Here is a 20031-nt window from a genome sequence, read left to right as displayed (position 1 = left end):
CCGCCCTTACAGATCTATCCCTTCACCCAATCGTAGCCCTTCGCCTCCAGTTCCAGCGCCAGTTCCTTCGGTCCGCTTTTGATGATGCGGCCATCGGCCATCACGTGTACCACGTCGGGCACGATGTAGTCCAGCAGGCGCTGGTAGTGCGTCACCACGATGATGGCGTTGTCGGTGCTCCGCAGCTTGTTCACGCCGCCGGCCACGATGCGCAGCGCGTCGATGTCCAGGCCGCTGTCGGTCTCGTCGAGGATGCCGAGCTTGGGTTGCAGCATCGCCATCTGGAAGATCTCGTTGCGCTTCTTCTCGCCGCCGCTGAAGCCTACATTGAGGTTGCGGTTCATCAGGTCGGCGTCCATCTCCACCAGCTTGGCGCGTTCGCGGACGAGCGTGAGGAAGTCCTTGCCACCGAGTTCCGCCAGGCCGTTCGCTTTGCGCGTCTCGTTCATCGCCGTGCGCAGGAAGTTCATGTTGCTCACGCCGGGGATCTCCACCGGATATTGGAAGGCGAGGAAGATGCCCTTCCACGCGCGCTCCTCTGGGGCCAGTTCCAGCAAGTCTTCGCCGAGGTAGGTCACGGAGCCCTCCGTCACTTCATACTCTTCGCGGCCCGCTAACACATTGGCCAAGGTGCTCTTACCGGAGCCATTCGGACCCATGATGGCATGGACCTCGCCTGCTCTCACATTCAGGTTTAAGCCCTTGAGGATGTCCTTGCCCTCGATGCGGGCGTGGAGCTGTTCGATTTTCAGCATTTGATTGGCGCCGGACACGGCTATTTAGAACACTTCTAAAGTCCGGCGGTTCGCAAATGTAGTCGGAAGGGGTTGCCTGATCCGACCTCATTAAGGTGCTCAAGCATGCCATGTTGAGGGGCAGGGTCATCACCGGATCGCAGAACCGGAGTAATCGAAGGCCCAAGGAGTCAATAGCTCCCACCACCTCCCTGCCCCCTTTCAATCGGGTGCCAGGTGGTCTTCACCTCCTGCGTGTCGAGGATGGCGTAAGGCGCATGTCCCGCATCATCAACCTTCGGGTACACGACGCGCTTCAAGTTGCACGTGGCTTCTGTCTCGAGCATCACGCGTTCTTCCTCCGAAGCTCCAGCAACCACCACCGCGTTCACATCCATGTGCGCAACAAGCGGCTTCAACAGTTCGCTGCGGAAGCCCGTCATCAGGTTCACCACGCCGCCGGGCAGGTCGCAGGTGGCGAGCACTTCGCTGAAAGTCACGGCCGGTAGTGGAAGCTTTTCGCTGGCCACCACCACGCAGGTGTTGCCGCCGGTGATCACCGGGGCGAGGAGGCTCACCAATTCCAGCAGGCCATTGCCGCCACCCGCCATGATGCCTACCACGCCGGTGGGTTCTTGCACGCTGAAGTTGAAGTGGCTGCTGTTGGTGGGGTTAACGCTGCTGAAGACCGCCTGGTATTTGTCGCACCAACCGGCGTAGTGGATCCAGAGATCGATAGCGGCCACCACCTCGGCTTCGGCTTGTATCTGCGTGGCGCCGTGCAACATCAACTCGTGAATGAATTGCACGCTGCGACCCTCCAGCATTTCGCCGATGCGATACAGGATCTGACCGCGATTGAAGGCGCTCCGTCCGGACCAGCCACCGAAGGCACTGCGTGCGGCCGCCACCGCATCACGCACATCCTTCCGGCTACTGCGGCAGATGTTCGCGAGCGGCTTGCCGTCCGTGCCCTTTGGTTGATAATAGCGCCCGCTCTCGGTGCGCGGGAACTTGCCTCCGATGAAGATCTTGTACGTCTTCATCACCGGGAGGCGTTCCGGCTTTGCGCCGATGGCCTCAGTGGATGCGGCGGTCTTCATCGAAGCGCCGTTTCCCGCGTGGCCGTTCTGATCGGCTTTCGCTGCGGGCCTGCTGACGATCTTGCTCATGTTCTGGTTCGCCGTAGCCGGGCGAAGGCGAGGTCTGGCGAAGCCAAAGCTAAGGGACGAAGCGCGCGGCGGTCGCCTGTCCTTTGCGAGACAGGCATGAGTTGGCTCAGCGGGCCAGAACGGCCAACGACGAGAAGCAACCGGTACGAGGGGTGGCGTGGGTCAGCACAACTCGAAGATCACCTCCGCTTCGGCGGGCAAGGTGGTGTTTGATACGCAGGCATGGATAGCTTCGCCTTGGTCGTCCTTCTCCAACACGGTACCGGCGATGGTGAGCGCCCGGTAGGTAGGGATGATCGGTGTGGAGCTGGTCAAGCGACGCGGCGGAGTTGGAAGGGTTGCACGGTTGAAGCCTCACCGTCGAGCACCATCAGGTAATAGTCCTCGCCATCGAGGTCGGTGATGCGAACGCGCGTCATCGGGCCGTGGACGTCGCCGGACTTCACGATGGAACCATTCGCATCGAGGATGTCGAACAGCGCACCTTCCGTGCCCGGCTCGTAATCGAACATGAGCAGTCGCTCAATCTGGTCGATGCGGAGGTGCAGCTCGTATCGCGGGGTTGTCATGGTCTCACGGGAAAGCAACCCTGTAACGGGAAGTGCATGCACTGGGTTCCTCTAAAGCTGAAGGCCCGATCAGCTCTCGCCGACCGGGCCTTCCACCACCAAACCAAACCCTATCCCATGGGCAGGCTAGCTGCCCTGATCGTTGAAGATCCAGAGTGAATTGCTGTCGGTACGCATGGCAACGAGGGGTTCATTTCGTCCGCGCCACTAAGCTAACGGCATGGCGAGCCGTTGAACATGGGATGAACGAGGACCGGCCTTTCTTGCAAAGCGACCGGGTCATTGGGCTGGGTCATTGATCGGAACGTAGCGGAACTTCTCCTTGAGGTGTGGTTTCAACAGTGCCGCTCTCGAAAGCCGTTTCCTGTTCAGCCGGCACCGCTCGCCGTCGTTGGAGCCGCATCTGCCGCCTTCACGCTACCTTTTCGCCAAACCAGAACACCATGTCACTGCGCGCGTTGATCGTTGATGATGAGGCCGATGCCCGGGAGAACCTTCGCATGATGCTCGAGGAGCATTGCCCTGAGGTGCAGGTCGTGGGGCAGGCCGGGAGTGCGGCAGAGGCCCGGCAGAGAATCAACGAACTTCAGCCCAATGCGCTCTTCCTCGACATCAAGATGCCAGGCGAGGACGGTTTCCAGCTGCTGGCCTCCATCGCCGAGCTCGACCTTCCGGTGGTGTTCACCACGGCCTATGATGAATTCGCCCTAAAGGCCTTCAAGGAGAATGCGCTCGATTACCTCGAGAAGCCCATCGACCATGAAGAGCTGCAGCGCGCCGTGAAGAAGCTGGCCAAAGCCACGGGCGAGATCAACGGCAGCCAGCCCTCGGCCATTGCTGCGCTCTTGAAGGATCCCGCATCGCCGCTGAGCACGCGCGTAGCCATACCAGGGCGCGATGGGCTGGTGCTGTTGAAGCAGGACGACATCATGTACCTGGAGGCAAGCGATAGCTACACCACGGTGCACCTGAAGGATGGCAAGCGCAGCGTGAGCAGCAAGCACATCCGTGTGTTCGAGGACAATCTCGACCCCAAGACCTTCTTCCGCGTGCATAAGAGCTACATCATCAACCTGGCGCACCTCAAGGGCTTCAGCCGCACCGAGGGCAACATGGCGCTGCTCGACAATGGGACCATGATCCCCGTATCGCGCAGGCGGCTCCCCGATTTCCTCGGATTGATCAATACATTCTGAGCTTTGCCGGCGATGCGTGCCTGTGCCGCCTTCGCCGGTATCGTTATGTCATGCGCCGCCCCGGCGCAGCAGCATGCCTTCCGGCAGGTGGCCACGCGCGACGGCCTTGCCCAGAGCCAGGTAAGGGCGATGGCCCACGATGCCGATGGCTTCCTGTGGTTCGGCACCTTGGGCGGGGCGAGCCGGTTCGATGGCCAGGACTTCCAGAACCTGTCCGTGCAGGATGGATTGCCCGACCCGTTGGTGAGCGCCATCGCGTTGGACTCCGATGGCCGGCTCTGGCTCGGTTCGGGCCATTCGATCGTGCAGGTTCGCGGCCGCAGGCTGATTGCAGAGGACCTGCCTGGAGCCGAGCGCAGCGCGCGTGTGCTGAGTTTGGTGCCGTCGGCAGGGGCGGTGCTGCTGATCGGCACAGATGGAAGCGGTGTTCATGAGCGCGACTCCACCGGCATCCACCCCCTGGCGGGATACCCGAAGCATGCGCTGAACGTGCGCACCATGTTGCTTCTCCGGGACGGGTCCCTGCTCGTGGGCCACCGCAATGGATTGGTCCGCTGCGCCGATGGCCGCTGCGTGGATGTCGCCATAGGCGATGAGGAGCCCAAGCTGGTGGAGGCCCTGGCCGAGGATAGCGACGGGTCGTGGTGGGTGGGCACGCTGGGCAATGGCCTGTACCGCCTCTCACCGGAGGGCATCGTGCTCGAGGAACATGATGAGGAGAGCGGCCTTTTGCAGAACAACGTGAGATGCCTGCTGAAGGACAGGCGCGGTAGGCTTTGGATCGGTTCCAAGTTGGGCCTGAACATGATCGATGACGGTCGGATGCGCACGTACACGGTGCATCAGGGCCTGCCCAACGACAACATCCAATTCGCGTTCGAGGACCGCGAGGGGAATCTCTGGCTGGGCACCGATGGCGCTGGTGCCCTGCGATACCTCGGCGATGCGCTCGTGACCTTCACTGTGAAGGATGGCATCTGCAGCGACCAAGTGATGAGCATGACGGCCGATGCCCAAGGTGACCTTTGGCTCGGCACTTATGACAATGGGATCTGCCGGATGGACGGCATGGCCATGATCACCACCGTCGATGGCCTGCCCAACAATACGGTCTGGTGCGGGCTGCTCGACCGGGACAGCTCGCTCTGGTTCGGCACGAGCGAAGGAGTGGCGCACATCGTCGATGGCCTGGTGCAGCGCCCGCGCGGTGAGCCGCTGCTGCTGGGTACGCGCGTTTTCGCCATGCACCAGGATGCCGATGGCCGGATCTGGTGCGGCACGCGCGAGGGCTTGTTCTCATTCGCGCCGGGTGAATCGATCGCGCGCAAGGAAATGGGCCCGGGTGGCCCGTCCCGGTCCGTGCGTGCGATCATGGCCACTCCCGATGGAGGGCTCGAACTGGCGGGCGATGAGGGTTTCTTCACCTTCCGCGATGGCCGGTTCACCAACATCGGGGCGAAGGCTGGCCTGAGCGACCAGACCGCTCTTTGCCTGGCACGCGATGCTCAAGGACGTAGTTGGGTGGGCACTGCCAACGGCCTCACCTGCATGCTCAGCACCGGCCCGCGCGCCATTCGCTTCGGAGATGATTTCGGATCCAACTACATCAACTTCCTGACCACTGACACGGCTGGATGGATCTGGGCGGGCACTAACAACGGTCTCTTCCATTTCGATCCGCAGCGGATCATGGACGATCCTTCGGCTCAGCACCACCTGACCATGAGCGATGGCCTGCGCGGAATGGAGTTCAACCTGAATTCCGCCCTAGCATTGACCCGGGGTCGCATGCTTTTCGGCAGTGCAACCGGAATGGTCCTCTATCAGAGGCCCACCGCGCGCCAAGAGCCAAGCGCCGAAGGAATCCCGCCTGGCCTGCGGATACTGGGAGTTCGCTCATTCCTTCAAGCAAGCGATTGGAAGGAACAATGCGACAGCCTCGACATGGACGGATTGCCCGCTGGACTGCACGTTGGGCACCGGCGCCACTACATCACCTTCGATTACGCTGCGACGGCCTTCAGCAGGCCTGAAGACGTCCGCTACCGTTACCGCCTGGTCGGCATCGATACGGAGTGGCTGCCACCCACCGATGCACGCTTCGCCTCGTACAGCAACCTGCCACATGGGGAGTACATCTTCGAAGTGGCAGCTGCGGTAGGCTCCGGACCTTGGAGCGCGCCTGTCGCTTTCGCCTTCCGGATCGATCCGCCTTACTGGGCGCGATGGTGGTTCTTCGCGCTGTGCGCCGTGCTCGCCGCGTCGTCGGGGTACGGCATACATCGGATCCGCGCTTCGCGCAGATCGCGACGCGAGAAGACCCGCCAGCTGGTGCTGCGCTCGCGCATGCTGCAGCTGGAGCAGCAGGCCCTCAACGCCAACATGAACCGCCACTTCGTGTTCAATGCGCTCAACAGCATACAGTTCCACATCAACCGGCAGGATCGCGCCACGGCGAGCCGTTACCTCACCAGTTTTGCGAAGCTGATCAGGAAGAACCTTGATGCCAGCCAGACCGATACCACATCCCTAGCGGAGGAACTGGAACGGCTTGAGCTCTACCTGAAGCTGGAGCACATGCGCTTCAAGGATAAGTTCCGCTACACCATTGCGGTTGACCCCGCTGTGGATGCCGCGCAGGTGCGCTTGCCGGCCATGATGTTGCAGCCCTACGTGGAGAACAGCATCTGGCATGGCATACTTCCCATGGAGGGCCAGGGCCATGTGGCCATCACTGCGGAACCATCAGCGCAGCGCGGCCGCGTGGTGGTGCGAATCGAGGATGACGGCATAGGAGTGGAGCGGAGCCAGCTAGCCAAGGCGGGCACGGAGAATGATCATATCTCCAGGGGAATTGAGATCACAAAGGGCAGGGCCGATGTGCTGCGCCGGCTCGAATTGACCGATATCCGGATTGACGGGCCTAGGGAAAGGTCGGGCTCGCCCAGCGAACGGCAGCAGGGCACCGTGGTGATCATTGAACTGCCTGTGCAACAGCCGGAAACAAAACGCGTTACAGGCTTGGAAACCGCCGCTGACGACTATACATTTGGTGCGCCATGAAAGTCCTCGCCTCTCAGCCGAAGCTCTCCCTTGCAATGGCCATCTTGGTGGTGATGGCGTTGACCGGTTGCGCGAAGGAGGATGGATTCGCGCCCTGCCAGCACGATCAAGAACAAGATGGAGGCGCGAAGAACGGCGGCGGGGCCGACCTCGAATTCAATGAGGTGGGCGGCAAGCCAGGCCATTTGCGTGGCACCGGATCCGGCAGTTCCATCAGCGACGATGGCGACGATGTGGGCGATGGCGAACGCAACAAGAAGAAGAAGCCGAACAGCTGACCCCCTCAGCTGACGGTTCATTCGATGAGCGCCCGGGACACCGGGCGTTTTCATTTCAGCCCTTCGCTGTCCTGCGCCGTCCGTTCCCCGTGACAGGCGCATCGGCCCGGAGGCCGCCCAGTAGCTTCACTCACCGAGCATACAGGGCATGCCCGCAAAGAGCCAGGACCATGTGCATCGGCTGATCCAGTCGATGAGCCCTGCTGAGAAGCGGTGGTTCAAGCGGCACTTGGCCCGCAACAATCACGAGGCCGGATGCATTCCTGAACAGCTCTTCGATGCCATTTCCACCATGGAGGCTTACGACGAGAAGGCCCTGCTGCAGCGCTTCGCATCCGAGCGTTTCACGCATCACTTCGCCATCACCAAACGGAGGCTCTACGAATCGATCCTGGCTTCGCTCGTGACCTTCCATGCCGAAGGCTCCACCTCCGCACGCATCCACAGCCTGCTTCACCAAGTGGAGGTCCTGCACCACCGCGCGCTGTATGCCGATGCTGGGAAGGTGCTGCGCAGTGCGCGCAAGCTGGCCGCCGAAGGCCATCGGCTGCCGGACCTGCTTGCCGTGCGCGAATGGGAGCGCAGGCTGATCGAGTGCAGGAATTACGAGGACAAGGACGACGGGCACGTCATGCGCATGGAGGGGGAGGACGAAGCGCTGCGCCAAGGCATCGCGGAGACCGATGCGCTGTGGGCGATCAAGAGCAGGCTATTCATCCTGTTGTATCGGATGGGCGCTGCCCGCGAGCCTGCGGTGCATGGTGCGGTAGCAGAAATGCTCCATCATCCGTTGCTCGACCCCTCGGCCGCGCTGCAAGCCCCGAAGGCGCGTTACTTCCACCATCACATCCGCAGCGCTGCCGCATTCGCCATGGGAAGCGCAGCGGAATGCCGCGTCCAGCTCGAACGTTGCCTTGCCGTGCTGGAGGCGGACCGAGCCGCGTTCCGTGATGAGCCCAGCTTGGTGCTCGGCGTGGTGAGCAACCTGGCATACGTATGCATGCAATGCGGCGACCATGACCGCGCCTTCAGCCTGCTGAAGCTGTTCCGCGAGCTCCCTGGGCAATGGGGCATGCCGGAGACCGAGGACCTCGACTTGAAGCTGTTCGCCACGACCGTGTCGCTGGAGCTGAGCATGCACTTGCGTTCAGGCGATGCGGAGAAGGCAATGGATTTGATCCCTGTCTTGGAACGGGGCCTAGCGGCGCACGTCCATCGCCTGGGTCCCGTGCGCCGTGAGGCCTTGCGCTTCCTGGCGGCATACGCGCACTTCGTGCATGGCAGCTTCGACAAGGCCCTGGGCTGGTGCAATGACCTGCTCAATGGGCTTCGCCACGACGATGTGAGCGATGCTGCGCGTTACGGGCGCGTGCTGCATCTGATGATCCTCGTAGAGCTGGGCAAGAAAGACCTCCTGCCCTATGGCGTGCGCAACGCCGAGCGCTTCCTGAAGCAGCATGGACTCGCGCGCAGCTTTGAGTCGCGGCTGCTGCAGCTCATGCGTGAACTGGCGCGAGCCAAGCACGCCGCGGAGCGCATGGCGGCCTTCGCCTCCTTCCGCGATGAAGCCGAACATATCCTCGATGACCCCGCAGAGCGGAATGTGCTCGAGCACCTTGACCCTGTGGCGTGGGCTGAGGGCAAGTTGAACGGTTCCGCGATGGCTGAGTGCATCCGGCAGCGGGTGGGAAGGATGAGGAACGCAGCGGCTTAGCTCCGCCGCAGGAACGCATCCCACCCCTGCGCGCGCAATTCGTGCTCACCGCCTTGCTTATCCACCAGCCTGTATCCGCTGGCTTCATCGGTCATGTGGCCCACCACGGTAAGGCTCGGGTTCCCCTTGATCCGCTCGTAATCGCTCTGCGCGATGGTGAAGAGCAGCTCGTAATCCTCGCCGCCGTTGAGGGCGCAGGTGCTGGGGTCGAGATTGAAATCGCGCGCGGACTTGTAGGTTGCGGGGTCAATCGGGATCTTCTCGTCATAGATGCGGACGCCGAGCCTTGAGTTGCGGGCCAGATGCAGCGCTTCGCTCGCCAACCCATCGCTGATATCGATCATGGCCGTGGGCTTCACTTCCAGTTTGCGCAGAAGTTCGATGATGTCCTTGCGGGCCTCGGGCTTCAGTTGCCGTTCGAGGATGTAGTCGTGACCGGTGAGGTCGGGCTGCGCGCCAGTGTCCTTGAACACCGCTTTCTCCCGCTCCAGGATCTGGAGGCCCATGTATGCGCCACCGAGATCGCCGCTCACCACGAGCAGGTCATTGCCACGTGCTCCACTCCGGTACACGATGCCCTCCTTTTTCGCCTCGCCGATGGCGGCGACGCTGATGACCAGTCCGCTGGGACTGCTGCACGTATCTCCGCCCACGAGGTCCACCCCGTAGTTCCTGCAGGCGAGCAGGATGCCATCGTACAGCTCGTCGATCGCCTCCACGGGGAATCGATTGCTGAGCGCCAGCGAAACCGTGACCTGTCGTGGCACGGCGTTCATGGCGTAAACATCGCTGACGTTCACCACCACGGCCTTGTAGCCGAGGTGCTTCAGCGGCACATAGCCCAGGTCGAAGTGGATGCCCTCCACGAGCATATCGGTGGTGACCACTTGATGAAGCCCTTGCGGATCGATCACGGCGGCATCATCGCCAATGCCCCTTACCGAAGAAGCGTGCTGGAGGGCAACGCGCGCGGCGATGCGCTCGATGAGGCCGAACTCGCCAAGGGCGGATAGCTCGGTGCGGGAAGGGGTGTCTGACATTGGGCGCGAAGTTCCGCTTTCGTCGGGTGCAAGCGCGCCATATCTTCTAGCGCCAGCGATTGACGGGGAAAGCGTCGATCGCAACGCACACCGGATGTTCCTCAACTGCCACAGCTGGTTCAGCTTCAAGCACGGCGTGATGAAGCCCGAGGCGCTGCTTGAGGAAGCGGCGAAGACCGGGGTGCGCTCCTTCGCGCTCACCGACATCCACTGCTCGGCGGGAATCCCAGACTTCGTGCGCGGTGCTTCGCGCTTCGATGTGCGGCCGGTGGCAGGGATCGAGTTCCGGCAGGGCGGGCGGCTGCTGTACATCGGCATCGCGAAGAGCAACTACGGCTTCCAGCAACTGAACGGATTGCTGAGCCCGCAATTGCTGGACGATGCGCCCATCCCCGAGCGTGCACCGGAACTCGACGAGGCGTTCTTCGTTTATCCCCTCGCCCGCGCACCGCAGCAGCTTGCGCCCAACGAGCGCGTGGGCATCAAGCCGGGCGATCTCACGCGCCTGCCCTTCAGCCCGTGGGCGCGCCGGATGAAGGACCTCGTGGCGCTCATGCCGGTGACCTTCAGTGCGAAGAGCGACTTCAACACGCACCGCCTGCTGCGCACCGTGGCGAAGAACACCGTGGTGAGCATGCTGCCGAAGGATGAACTGGCTGATCCCGATGAGTCTTTCCGGAGCGAGGAGGAGGCGCGCCGCATCTACCGCGAATGGCCGCGACTGCTGGCAAACGCGGAGCGCCTGCTTGAGCAGTGCAGCATCGCCTTCGATGGCAGCGACAAGACGCGCGCGGCCTTCACCAACGATATGCGCGCCGACCGCGAGAAGCTGCACCGCGATGCGCGCGCGGGCCTGCGCTACCGCTACCCGGAGGTGACGCCGAAGGTGCTGGCGCGCATGCATCACGAGCTGGACGTGATCGAGCGCATGGGCTTCATCAGCTACTTCCTCATCAACCAGGACATCGTGGACCATGCGCGCAGCCGAGGCTTCTTCCACGTGGGGCGGGGCAGCGGCGCCAACAGCCTGGTGGCCTATTGCCTGCGCATCACCGATGTGGACCCCATGGAGCTCGACCTCTACTTCGAGCGCTTCATCAACCCCGCGCGCAAGAAACCCCCCGATTTCGACATCGACTTCAGCTGGAAGGACCGCGACGAGGTGTACCGCTACGTGTTCAACAAGTACAACACAGCCGATGGCAATACGGGCGGGATCCACGCGGCGCAGATCGCCACCTACACCACCTTCCAATGGCGCGGCGCGATCCGTGAGCTGGGCAAGGCGGTGGGGCTTCCGCCGGCGGAGATCGATGCGCTGAGCGAGGGCAACCACGGCTACTACGCGCGCGGGCGGCCGAGCAGCTACGCCAAGAGCAGCGAGCTGGACAAAGTGGCGAAGGCCGTGATCAACTACAGCAAGCGACTCATCGGCATGCCTCACCATCTGGGCATCCATGCGGGCGGAATCGTGATCACGGAGAAGCCAGTCACGCATTTCACGGCGCTGTTCCGTCCGCCGAAGGGATTCCCGGTGACGCAGATCAGCATGCTGGAATGCGAGGACATGGGCCTGCACAAATTCGACCTGCTGAGCCAGAGAGGACTGGGGCATATTCGGGATGCGGTGGAGCTGGTCAATCAAGCTTCATGTCACAAGCCTCAAGTCTCAAGCTTCAATGGCGGAGCGCATTCGGTTGAAGCTTGTGACTTGAAGCTTGAGCATTGTGACTTCCGCGCAGCGGTGGACATCCACGACATCCCGCGCTTCAAGCAGGATCCCGCGATCAAGGAACTGCTGCGCAGCGGCAACACCATCGGCTGCTTCTATGTGGAGAGCCCCGCCATGCGCATGCTGTTGAAGAAGCTCGCGGTGGACGATTACCTGGGACTCGTCGCGGCGAGCAGCATCATCCGCCCCGGCGTTGCGGAGAGCGGCATGATGCGCGAGTACCTGCTGCGCCACAACGATCCCGAGCGGCGCAAGCTGGCGCCGAAGCGCCTTTTGGAGATCATGCCCGAGACCTATGGCGTGATGGTGTACCAGGAGGATGTGATCCGGGTGGTGCATCTCTATGGCGGGCTGGACCTGGAGGAATCGGACACCGTGCGGCGCGGCATGAACATCCGCTACCGCGACCGGCCGGAGTTCAAGGTGGTGGAGCAGAAGTTCTTCGCCAACTGCAAGGCCTTCGGCTATCCGCCCGGCGAGGCCGAAGAGGTGTGGCGCCAGATCCAGAGCTTCGCCAGCTTCAGCTTCGCGAAGGGCCACAGCGCCAGCTATGCGGTGGAGAGCTACCAGAGCCTCTACCTGAAGGCGCACCATCCGCTGGAGTTCCTCGTGGGCGTGGCCAACAACTTCGGCGGCTTCTACCGGACGGAGTTCTACCTGCATGAAGCGAAACGAGCGGGAGCGGTGATTGAGGCGCCGTGCATCAATACCAGTGAAGAATTGTGCTCCTTGGTGAATGGTGAGCGCCGCCATTCGCCATTCACCAACTCCCATTCACCTGTGAAGCCCCGCATCTTCCTCGGCCTCGGCAACATCAAGAGCCTCAAGGGCGACACCGTGCAGCTGATCCTGAGCGAGCGCAGCCGACATGGCCACTTCGCCGATCTGCAGGACCTCTTGAAGCGCGTGCCGCTGGGCATCGAGCAAGCGCGCATCCTCATTCGCGTGGGCGCCTTGCGCTTCACCGGCAAGAGCAAGCCGCGGTTGCTGTGGGACCTCACGCTGCTGCACCGCCCCGCCGCGGTCTCAAGCGATGGCGACCTCTTCATCACCCGCGTGGAGGAGCCCAAGCTTCCCGACCTGCAGTTCTATCCGCTCGCCGATGCCTACGATGAGCTGGAGCTGCTCGGCTTCCCGCTGTGCGATCCGTTCTCGTTGGTGGAGTGCGGTGAATGGTCATTGGTGAATGGCGAATGGAAGGACCGCTCGCTGCCAGCCCTATTCACCAACTCCCATTCACCAGTCGCCTCTTCCCCTCCCTTCATCCTCAAGCGCGACATGGAGAAGCACATCGGCCAGCGCGTGACGATGCTCGGCTACATGATCCACGTGAAGACCACCACCACGCAATCGGGGAGCTACATGAGCTTCGGTTCATTCATCGATACGGCAGGCGACTTCTGGGACAGCACGCAGTTCCCCAGCGTGGCGGAGCGCTACCCCTTCTGCGGCCGTGGCGTCTATCGGCTCATTGGCGTGGTGGAGGAGGAATTCGGGCATTGCGCGCTGCGCACCAACAGCATGGAGAAGCTGCCGTGGACGGCGGATCCGAGGTATGGGGAGAAGTGAGCTGCAAGCAACCGATTGCCCCGCCAACCTGTCTCACCCGCACACATTCCCAACATGCGCTGCATCCTTAACTCCATCGGGCTCATCATCTCGCTTCACGCCACCGCCCAGCAGGTCGATTGGCTCATCAGCGATCCCGTTGCCTACAGCTCGAATCCAGCGATGCCCTCGGAACGTATCGCCACGGCGCCCGGCCGCCTGGTGCACATGCGCGCGTTGAATGGCGTTTACACCTACGGACAGCATGTCTATGGCGCTGCCGCATTCACATCGCTCGATCCCGCCACTGGCGCGCCGCTGTGGTCATGCGTGGTCGCGGATTCGGTGAGCATCAACGATTGCGCGGTGGCGGCCGATGGTAAGGCCTACTTCGCCGGCAGCTTCATGGGAGCCTTGCAGTTGTGCGATGGCTCTGTGATCGGCGGGGTGCTCCCTGCCGTGCCGCTCCAGGAGAACCTCTTCATTGTGGCTGTGGACCTCGGCTCCGGGGCCATCTTATGGGCGCGCAACCTCTCCTGGACGCATGCGCTTGCCAATGAGGTCGCGTCGCTGGCAATCGATCCTCAAGGCAACCTCTGGTACGCAGTGAGTGAATGGGGCGTTGGCAAGGTGGTTCGCGTGAATGCCCAAGGCAACGATGCGGAGACCCGCATCATCGACGGCGTGCGTCTTTTCGGCACCATCAGTTTCGATCCTTGGGGCGGGCTGTACGTGGCCGGATCGGTGGACAACAACGGATTCGCTTTCGGTGGATTGGCTTATCAGAACTACGGGAACACGGGCTACAGCATGTTCGTGCTCCGATACAAGCCCGATGGCACCGGGGGCTTCGCGCGGTTCGCGGATGACATCACCTTCCAGGATCCTACGGTGGCCGCCACGAGCGATGGACACGCTTACCTAGCGGGGCAACTGCTCGGTGCCACCGTCTGGGACGGCATCGCCTTCAATGGCCCGCTCTGGGTGCACGACGTATTCGTTGCACGGTTGGACAGCACCGGCGATTTCCTATGGGGAATCGAGAGCGCCCCGCCGCCTGGAGGCTTGATCACCGGTGATTTCCGACGGGCGAAGGGACCTTCGATCTGCGTGGACGACCAGGATCACCCGCGCCTGCTCGGCACCTTGCGTGGCTCGGTCGATTGGGGCAATGGCGTGATCAGCGATGGCATCACCTTGGGCGCATCGAGCATCGGGATTGTCGCCTTCGATCCCGACGGCACCGCGCAATGGGAGGCCACGAGCATGCCCACGGGCTTCTCTGAATCACAGAATATCTCGGCGCTTTCGAATGCGGGCGTGATCCACTTCGCAGGACACCTTGCCGCGCCGCTCACATTCAACCCGCATAGCACCAACGCTGGGGGGCTTCAAGCCGCAATGGTGGGGCGCCTTGACGACCTGAGCACGGGCATTGGCGAGAGGAGCTCCGAGGCTCAGCTGAGCGCATGGCCGAATCCAGTGCGCGGGACACTCTCGATCCAAACCGCGACACCACAAGCAGGAAACGTGATCAATGCCGCAGGCCAACAGGTGCGTTCGCTGAAGCTCCTCGCGGGCATGAATGCAATGGATGTGAACGGGTTCGCCCCGGGCCTGTACCTGCTCCGCGGAAGCGAAGGCGCACTGTTGAGGTTCACGGTGGAATAAGCGAGGACACGCTGCCGCTGGTCCACCTTTGCCGCATGCGAAGTATCCTGATTCCATTCCTCCTCTTGCACTTGCCATTGTTCGCACAGCAATGGAACTGGGCCGCCGATGCCGGCGGTGGCGGCAACACCGACTTCTGCTATGGCATCGCCACGGACAGCCAGGGCAACGCGTACTGGGTGGGAAGCGCGAGCGGCACAGCGGATTTCGGCTGCGGCACGCTCACACCGGGCAACACCATAGCAGGCGTAATCGCCAAGTATGATGCGAACGGCGTTTGCCAATGGGTGCGCGGCATCACCACCAGCTTCTACGATGCATGGGTCTATGGCATCGCCATCGATGCAGAGGACCGCATCTACATCACCGGCAGTTGCCAGGGCACCACCAACTTCGGCAATGGCATCAGTCTGAGCGGCTCTGGCAGTTCAGATGACTGGTTCACCGCGCGTTACGATGCGGATGGCAATTGTGTCTGGGCGAAGCGCATCACCAACAGCACGACCTCATCAGAGGGCCGCAGCATCGCCTTGGATCATGATGGCAATCTCTACGTCACTGGCTTTGCAGGCGGCACCAGCTTCACCTTCGAACCCATAGCGGTGAGCACCGGCAGTTTCCAGCGCCAGGCCGTGATCGTGAAGTACGACAGCACCGGCACCGCGCTCTGGGCAAAGAGCACCACGGGCACCGGCGTTCCGAAGAGCGCGCGCGGCATTACCGTGGCCGGGGACCGGCTCTTCATCACCGGGCAGATCGGCTACGCGCCTGCGTTCTATGACAACATCCAGATCACACCCACCAACTCGCTCAACCTGTACGTGCTCGCCTGCGACCTTGGTGGCAACGGCCTTTGGGCGCGCAGCTATGGCAACGGCGATCATGAAGGCTTCAGCATCGCGGCCGATACGCTCGGCAATGTCTTCGTGGTGGGCCGCTTGTGGGGCGACCTCTTCCTGCCGGATGACACGCTCAGTTCTGCGAGCAGCAACGACGACATGCTGATCATGGGCCTCAGCCAGGACGGTGATTACCGCTGGGCGCAGCGCGCAGGCTCCACCCAACGCGACATCGGTTGGGACGTTATCGCCGATGGCCTCGGCAATGCCTACGTGGCCACTCACTTCCAGCAGAGCATTACCTTCTTCGGACAGTCTTTCAGCGCACTCGGCAGTGAGGATGCGCTCATCGCCAAGATCGAAGCGGATGGCGATCTGGTTTGGGCGCAACGACCTAGCGGCTTCCTGCGCGACATCCCGCTCTGCATCCACAGGCAGGAAGAGGCGCCGCACGAGCTCTACTTCGGCGGTTACTACTTCGGGCCGATCACCTACGGCGGCACCACGCTCACGGATATGGGCAATGGCGATGCGATGATCGTCTCCGGCATCGACACCACATTCGATGTGAGCGCGTGGGCGAGCACCGTATGCCCCGGCGCATGCAATGGTGAAGCGGTCGCTTTCTGCAATGGGGAAGCCCCCTTCACCTTCCTCTGGAACACGGGGGCGACCACACAGGACATCGAGGCCCTCTGTCCGGGTGAGTACATCGTGGAAGTGACCGATGCCATTGGGGAAGTACGTGTCGATACCGTGTACGTCAACGAAGTGGCGGATCCCGGCTTCACTGTGCAGGCGAACGGGAGCACGCTTTCAATCATCGGTGGCGTCGCGTACGAATGGTACTTCAACGACGAGGTGATCCTGGATTCCGACACCTCCAGCATCGAGGCCGACGCGAATGGCGACTATCACGCAATGGTCACCACCCTTGAGGGTTGCGTCTTCAGCAGCGACACGCTCGCATACATCGGCATGGGGCTTCGCGACGCATCGGCTACCGAAGCAATGAGCCTGTATCCTTCACCCGCCTCCGATCAGATCAGCATTCGCACCGCGAGACCGGTTACACGGCTGTGGATCGTGACTGCGCTCGGCGAGATCGTGCCAATGCAATACGACGGAACGAGCAAGATCGATGTAAGCACGCTTGCTCCAGGCCTTTTCTTCCTGCGGGCGGAATTGAATGATGGGAGAGTGGCTGGCGGGACGTTCGTGAAGGACTAGCTCCTCCTGTTCGCCAACAGCACCGGCGCCTGCCCATCGAAGGGGCGTTATCACGGCCGCAATGCCGTGCAATAGTTTCGGTTCCCTATTTTTGCCATACGAACCAGTGCGGAGGTGCTGTGGCATTAGCCGGGAGCGCATGGCAGGATTCAGAGCGGTTCGAGAAGCTCTTCGTCATGAAAGCCCTTTGCACCCTTTTGGCGACCTCGGTGATCCTGAGCACGGATCTCGTGGCACAGACGTTCTCGAACACCACAGCAGCTGCCTGCAACACGTGGGATTCGGGGAATGCCTACACGGGTTTTCAACGGACCATCGCAGTGGCCGCCCTGCCTACGCCGTTGGGCGCTTCAGGAACGGTCTTGCGCCAAGTGAACCTGCAACTGGGCACTGCGGCGTGCAAAGGCAACCTGTCCACCTACTACGCCCGCATCGTATCACCTGCGGGTACTGTCATCCAGTTGTTCGGACCGTTCACCACGACGAGCACGAGCCAATGGATGAACATCAAGTTCCGCGATGATATCGCCTTGGAACGTGTCCGCGACTACAGCACGACCACGCAACAGGGCTACCACCCGTGGAACGTAGGCTACTACCGCACCGATGCGGTCAATGCGTTCACCACGGTGAACGGGGAAGACCCGAACGGCAACTGGACCTTCCAATTGGCTGAGAACACGACATCCGAGGTCTCGTTCGAACGTGTTGAACTCGTCTTCGGGCCACCCATCGTCGTGACCGATGTGACCGGTGCCTCGGGAAACGATTTCTGCAGCGGCGCCACCTGTATCGATGGATTGTCCGTGATCCGCGGAACGAACCTCGCTTATCCGCCACTGGATCCCTTTTACCCGGGCGATGTGGTAGGTGGCTGTGGTTGGAACGGTGCGAACAACAATAGCGGATGGTACCGCTTCGTCGCATCCGGAACCACAGCGAACATCACTGTGAGCGGCATGGTGAACACCACCGGTACAGGCACGGCGGACATGCAACTGGTCGTGGTCCAGCAGACCAACCCCATCTGCTCCGGTCCTCCGACCCTAGTGCCGACGGGAGGCTGTCCGGACCCCCCCGGTGTGAACAATACATCCTATGCCGCGCCGAACGGTGGTGTTGGTACAATGGCCAATGTTTACTTGAACGGGATCACTGCGAATTGCGAGTTCAACCTCTCGGGGCTTACGGCCGGGAACAGCTATTACCTGATTATCGATGGGAACGGTGGTTTGTCATCCACCTTCTACATCGAGATGCCGAGTGGCGGGATCGACTGCAACATCCTGCTTCCGGTCACGTGGACGGCATTCAACGTGGAATGCGAGATGGGCAACCGGCGGATCTCCTGGACCGTGGCCACCCAGCAGGACAATGACCATTTCGAAGTGGAGCGCAGTCTGGACGGCTCCTCTTGGAATGTGTTCGCTACTGTTCCCGGGGAAGGGAACACGCAAACGGCCATGTCCTATGAAGTGCTGGACGACAACAGCGACATCCTATTCGAACAGCCGCTGATCTATTACCGGGTGAAACAAGTGGACGTGAACGGGAACTTCAGCTTCACACCGGTCGAGGCGAGCAGTTGTTCCGTGTTGGTGTACCCCAATCCGGCGAGCGATCACATCATTGTGGCGGTTCCCTTCGCCGGTGCGGATGTGCAGCTGGTGGACGCCATCGGCCGGGTGGTGGAAGTGCGCAAGGCGCAAGGCACCACCATCCGGATGGACATCGGTGATCTGGCCTCCGGTTATTATGCTGTGCAACTGCTCTCATCCGGTGAGATGCTGGGCTCGGCCGTGGTGGTCAAGTTCTGAACGGTCAGGCTACGTCCTCCTATTCGCCAGCAGCACCGGCGCCTGCCCATCGAAAGGGTCATCCATCCTTCCGATGCTCTTGGCGCCCATGCCTGCGGCGCGCATCACGGTTCGATCGCCGAAGCGCTTGCGCACCTTGTCCATGGCCTGGTAAAGGTTCATGGCCTCCTCGGTGTCCGTGAAGGCATTCATCTGGTGGCCGCCGCCCACGAGGTGGCTGAAGCGCACGCCGATGAGGCGGATGCGTTGCCGCCGATCGTACAGCGTGCGGAACAGATCGTGGATGATCGGCAGGATGATGTGGTCGCATGCCGTGTAGCCGATGCGCTGCTGCTTCAGGTGCGTGTTGAAATCGGCATAGCGGATCTTCACCGCCACGCAACTGGTGAGCTTCTGCCCTTTGCGCAGTTGGAAGGCGAGGCTCTCGGCCATGGCGGTGAGCATGCCCTTCAGCTTCACCACATCGATGGTGTCGCGCTCGAAGGTGCGCTCCGTGCTGATGCTCTTGCGCTCGTGCCACGCGATCACCGGACTGTCATCGATCCCGTTGGCCTTGCGCCAGAGCACGGGGCCATGCTCGCCCAGCAGGCGTTGCATCAGATCGATCGGCAGCTCCTGCATGGTGTGGATCTTCGCCACGCCCATGCTGCGGAGCAGGTGCGCTGTCTTCTCGCCCACGCCGGGGATGCGCTCGATCGGCATCGGCGCCAGGAAGGGCTTCTCCGTGCCGCGCTCCACGTACCATTCGCCCGCGCCGTTCTTCGCCTCGCCGGTGGCCACCTTGCTTACCGTTTTGTTGATGCTCATGCCGAAGCTGTTCGGCAGGCCGCTCTCTTTGATGATGCGTTGCCGCAGCTCCGCCGCCAGCTTGCGGCTGCCGTGGAACTTGTCGGTGCCGCTCAGGTCCGCATAGAACTCGTCCACGCTGCTCTTCTCGAATAGCGGAACATGCGCGCGGATGATCTCGGTGACCTCGTCGCTCTTCTTCAGGTACGCGCCGCTGTCGCCCCGCAGGATGATCGCCTCCGGGCACAACTGCTTGGCCATCCTCATCGGCATCGCGCTGCGCACGCCATAAGCCCGTGCCTCGTAGCTGCAACTGGCCACCACGCCGCGGTCGCTGTCGGCGCCGATCAGCACGGGCTTGCCGTTCAGCTTCGGCTCGCGCAGGCGTTCCACCGAAACGAAGAAGGTATTCAGGTCGAGGTGCAGGATGGTTCGTTCGCTGTTCTTCATTTCTTCATTTTGCATTCTTCATTTTGCATTCTTCATTCTCCGATCGGCGCCGGGTCATGTCGGCCCTCCCGGCTCAGGGCCGGGATGACGGGGTCGACTCTACAGGTGCTTCGATCAATGTGTGTGTTCTGGCCGCCTGCGGGCTGTCCGCTTCAGCTGCCTCGGCTCAGCGGGTGCGGTTGCCATTCCGGG

General features: G+C 61.9%; 14 protein-coding genes. 8 read left to right on the top strand and 6 right to left on the bottom strand.

All coding sequences use genetic code 11. The features are described from left to right. Positions 1-14: 14 nt before the first annotated feature. From sufC to IPM12_01555, 4 genes are all read right to left on the bottom strand, one after another. On the bottom strand, positions 15-755 hold the full coding sequence (gene sufC, locus IPM12_01570; protein MBK9146488.1) for a Fe-S cluster assembly ATPase SufC: 741 nt from the start codon (positions 753-755) through the stop codon (positions 15-17). Between the two features lie 170 nt (positions 756-925). After that, positions 926-1837, bottom strand: a complete 912-nt coding sequence (locus IPM12_01565) for an aldehyde dehydrogenase family protein (GenBank protein ID MBK9146487.1) — start codon at positions 1835-1837, stop codon at positions 926-928. A 231-nt stretch (positions 1838-2068) separates the two neighbouring features. Further along, on the bottom strand, positions 2069-2221 hold the full coding sequence (locus IPM12_01560; GenBank protein ID MBK9146486.1) for a hypothetical protein: 153 nt from the start codon (positions 2219-2221) through the stop codon (positions 2069-2071). Beyond that, positions 2218-2475, bottom strand: coding sequence for a hypothetical protein (locus IPM12_01555; GenBank protein ID MBK9146485.1), 258 nt, complete (start codon positions 2473-2475; stop codon positions 2218-2220). Before IPM12_01555 ends, IPM12_01560 begins: the two co-directional genes overlap by 4 nt. 443 nt (positions 2476-2918) lie before the next feature. Here IPM12_01555 and IPM12_01550 point away from each other — a divergent pair, with 443 nt between their 5' ends. The 4 genes from IPM12_01550 to IPM12_01535 all read left to right on the top strand — a co-directional run bounded on the left by IPM12_01550 (position 2919) and on the right by IPM12_01535 (position 8726). Beyond that, complete coding sequence (locus IPM12_01550; protein ID MBK9146484.1) at positions 2919-3671, top strand: response regulator transcription factor; 753 nt, start codon at positions 2919-2921, stop codon at positions 3669-3671. 45 nt (positions 3672-3716) lie between these two features. Then, the gene (locus IPM12_01545; GenBank protein MBK9146483.1) at positions 3717-6734 is read left to right on the top strand and encodes a histidine kinase; all 3018 of its coding nucleotides are present in this window, start codon (positions 3717-3719) and stop codon (positions 6732-6734) included. Then, the gene (locus tag IPM12_01540) at positions 6731-7012 is read left to right on the top strand and encodes a hypothetical protein (GenBank protein ID MBK9146482.1); all 282 of its coding nucleotides are present in this window, start codon (positions 6731-6733) and stop codon (positions 7010-7012) included. Before IPM12_01545 ends, IPM12_01540 begins: the two co-directional genes overlap by 4 nt. Before the next feature lie 148 nt (positions 7013-7160). After that, positions 7161-8726 (top strand): hypothetical protein, encoded by a 1566-nt coding sequence (locus tag IPM12_01535; protein ID MBK9146481.1) that lies wholly within the window; start codon positions 7161-7163, stop codon positions 8724-8726. Here IPM12_01535 and thiL read toward each other — a convergent pair. Then, positions 8723-9766, bottom strand: coding sequence for a thiamine-phosphate kinase (gene thiL / locus IPM12_01530; GenBank protein MBK9146480.1), 1044 nt, complete (start codon positions 9764-9766; stop codon positions 8723-8725). The genes IPM12_01535 and thiL overlap by 4 nt on opposite strands. Before the next feature lie 94 nt (positions 9767-9860). Here thiL and IPM12_01525 point away from each other — a divergent pair, with 94 nt between their 5' ends. The 4 genes from IPM12_01525 (at position 9861) to IPM12_01510 (ending at position 18603) form a co-directional block, all read left to right on the top strand. Next, complete coding sequence (locus IPM12_01525) at positions 9861-13067, top strand: DNA polymerase III subunit alpha (GenBank protein ID MBK9146479.1); 3207 nt, start codon at positions 9861-9863, stop codon at positions 13065-13067. A gap of 54 nt (positions 13068-13121) precedes the next feature. Then, on the top strand, positions 13122-14717 hold the full coding sequence (locus tag IPM12_01520; protein MBK9146478.1) for a hypothetical protein: 1596 nt from the start codon (positions 13122-13124) through the stop codon (positions 14715-14717). A gap of 35 nt (positions 14718-14752) precedes the next feature. Beyond that, positions 14753-16786, top strand: coding sequence for an SBBP repeat-containing protein (locus IPM12_01515; GenBank protein MBK9146477.1), 2034 nt, complete (start codon positions 14753-14755; stop codon positions 16784-16786). A 176-nt stretch (positions 16787-16962) separates the two neighbouring features. Continuing rightward, on the top strand, positions 16963-18603 hold the full coding sequence (locus IPM12_01510; protein MBK9146476.1) for a T9SS type A sorting domain-containing protein: 1641 nt from the start codon (positions 16963-16965) through the stop codon (positions 18601-18603). Positions 18604-18612: 9 nt separating this feature from the next. Here the strand turns inward: IPM12_01510 and dinB are convergent, their stop codons facing one another. After that, positions 18613-19839: a DNA polymerase IV gene (gene dinB / locus IPM12_01505; GenBank protein MBK9146475.1), complete on the bottom strand. Its 1227-nt coding sequence runs from the start codon at positions 19837-19839 to the stop codon at positions 18613-18615. Positions 19840-20031 lie beyond the last annotated feature (192 nt).

Source organism: Flavobacteriales bacterium, assembly GCA_016716605.1.
In the GTDB taxonomy this organism is placed as follows: Bacteria; Bacteroidota; Bacteroidia; order Flavobacteriales_F; family PHOS-HE28; genus PHOS-HE28.
This window is presented reverse-complemented; position numbering and strand designations above follow the sequence as displayed.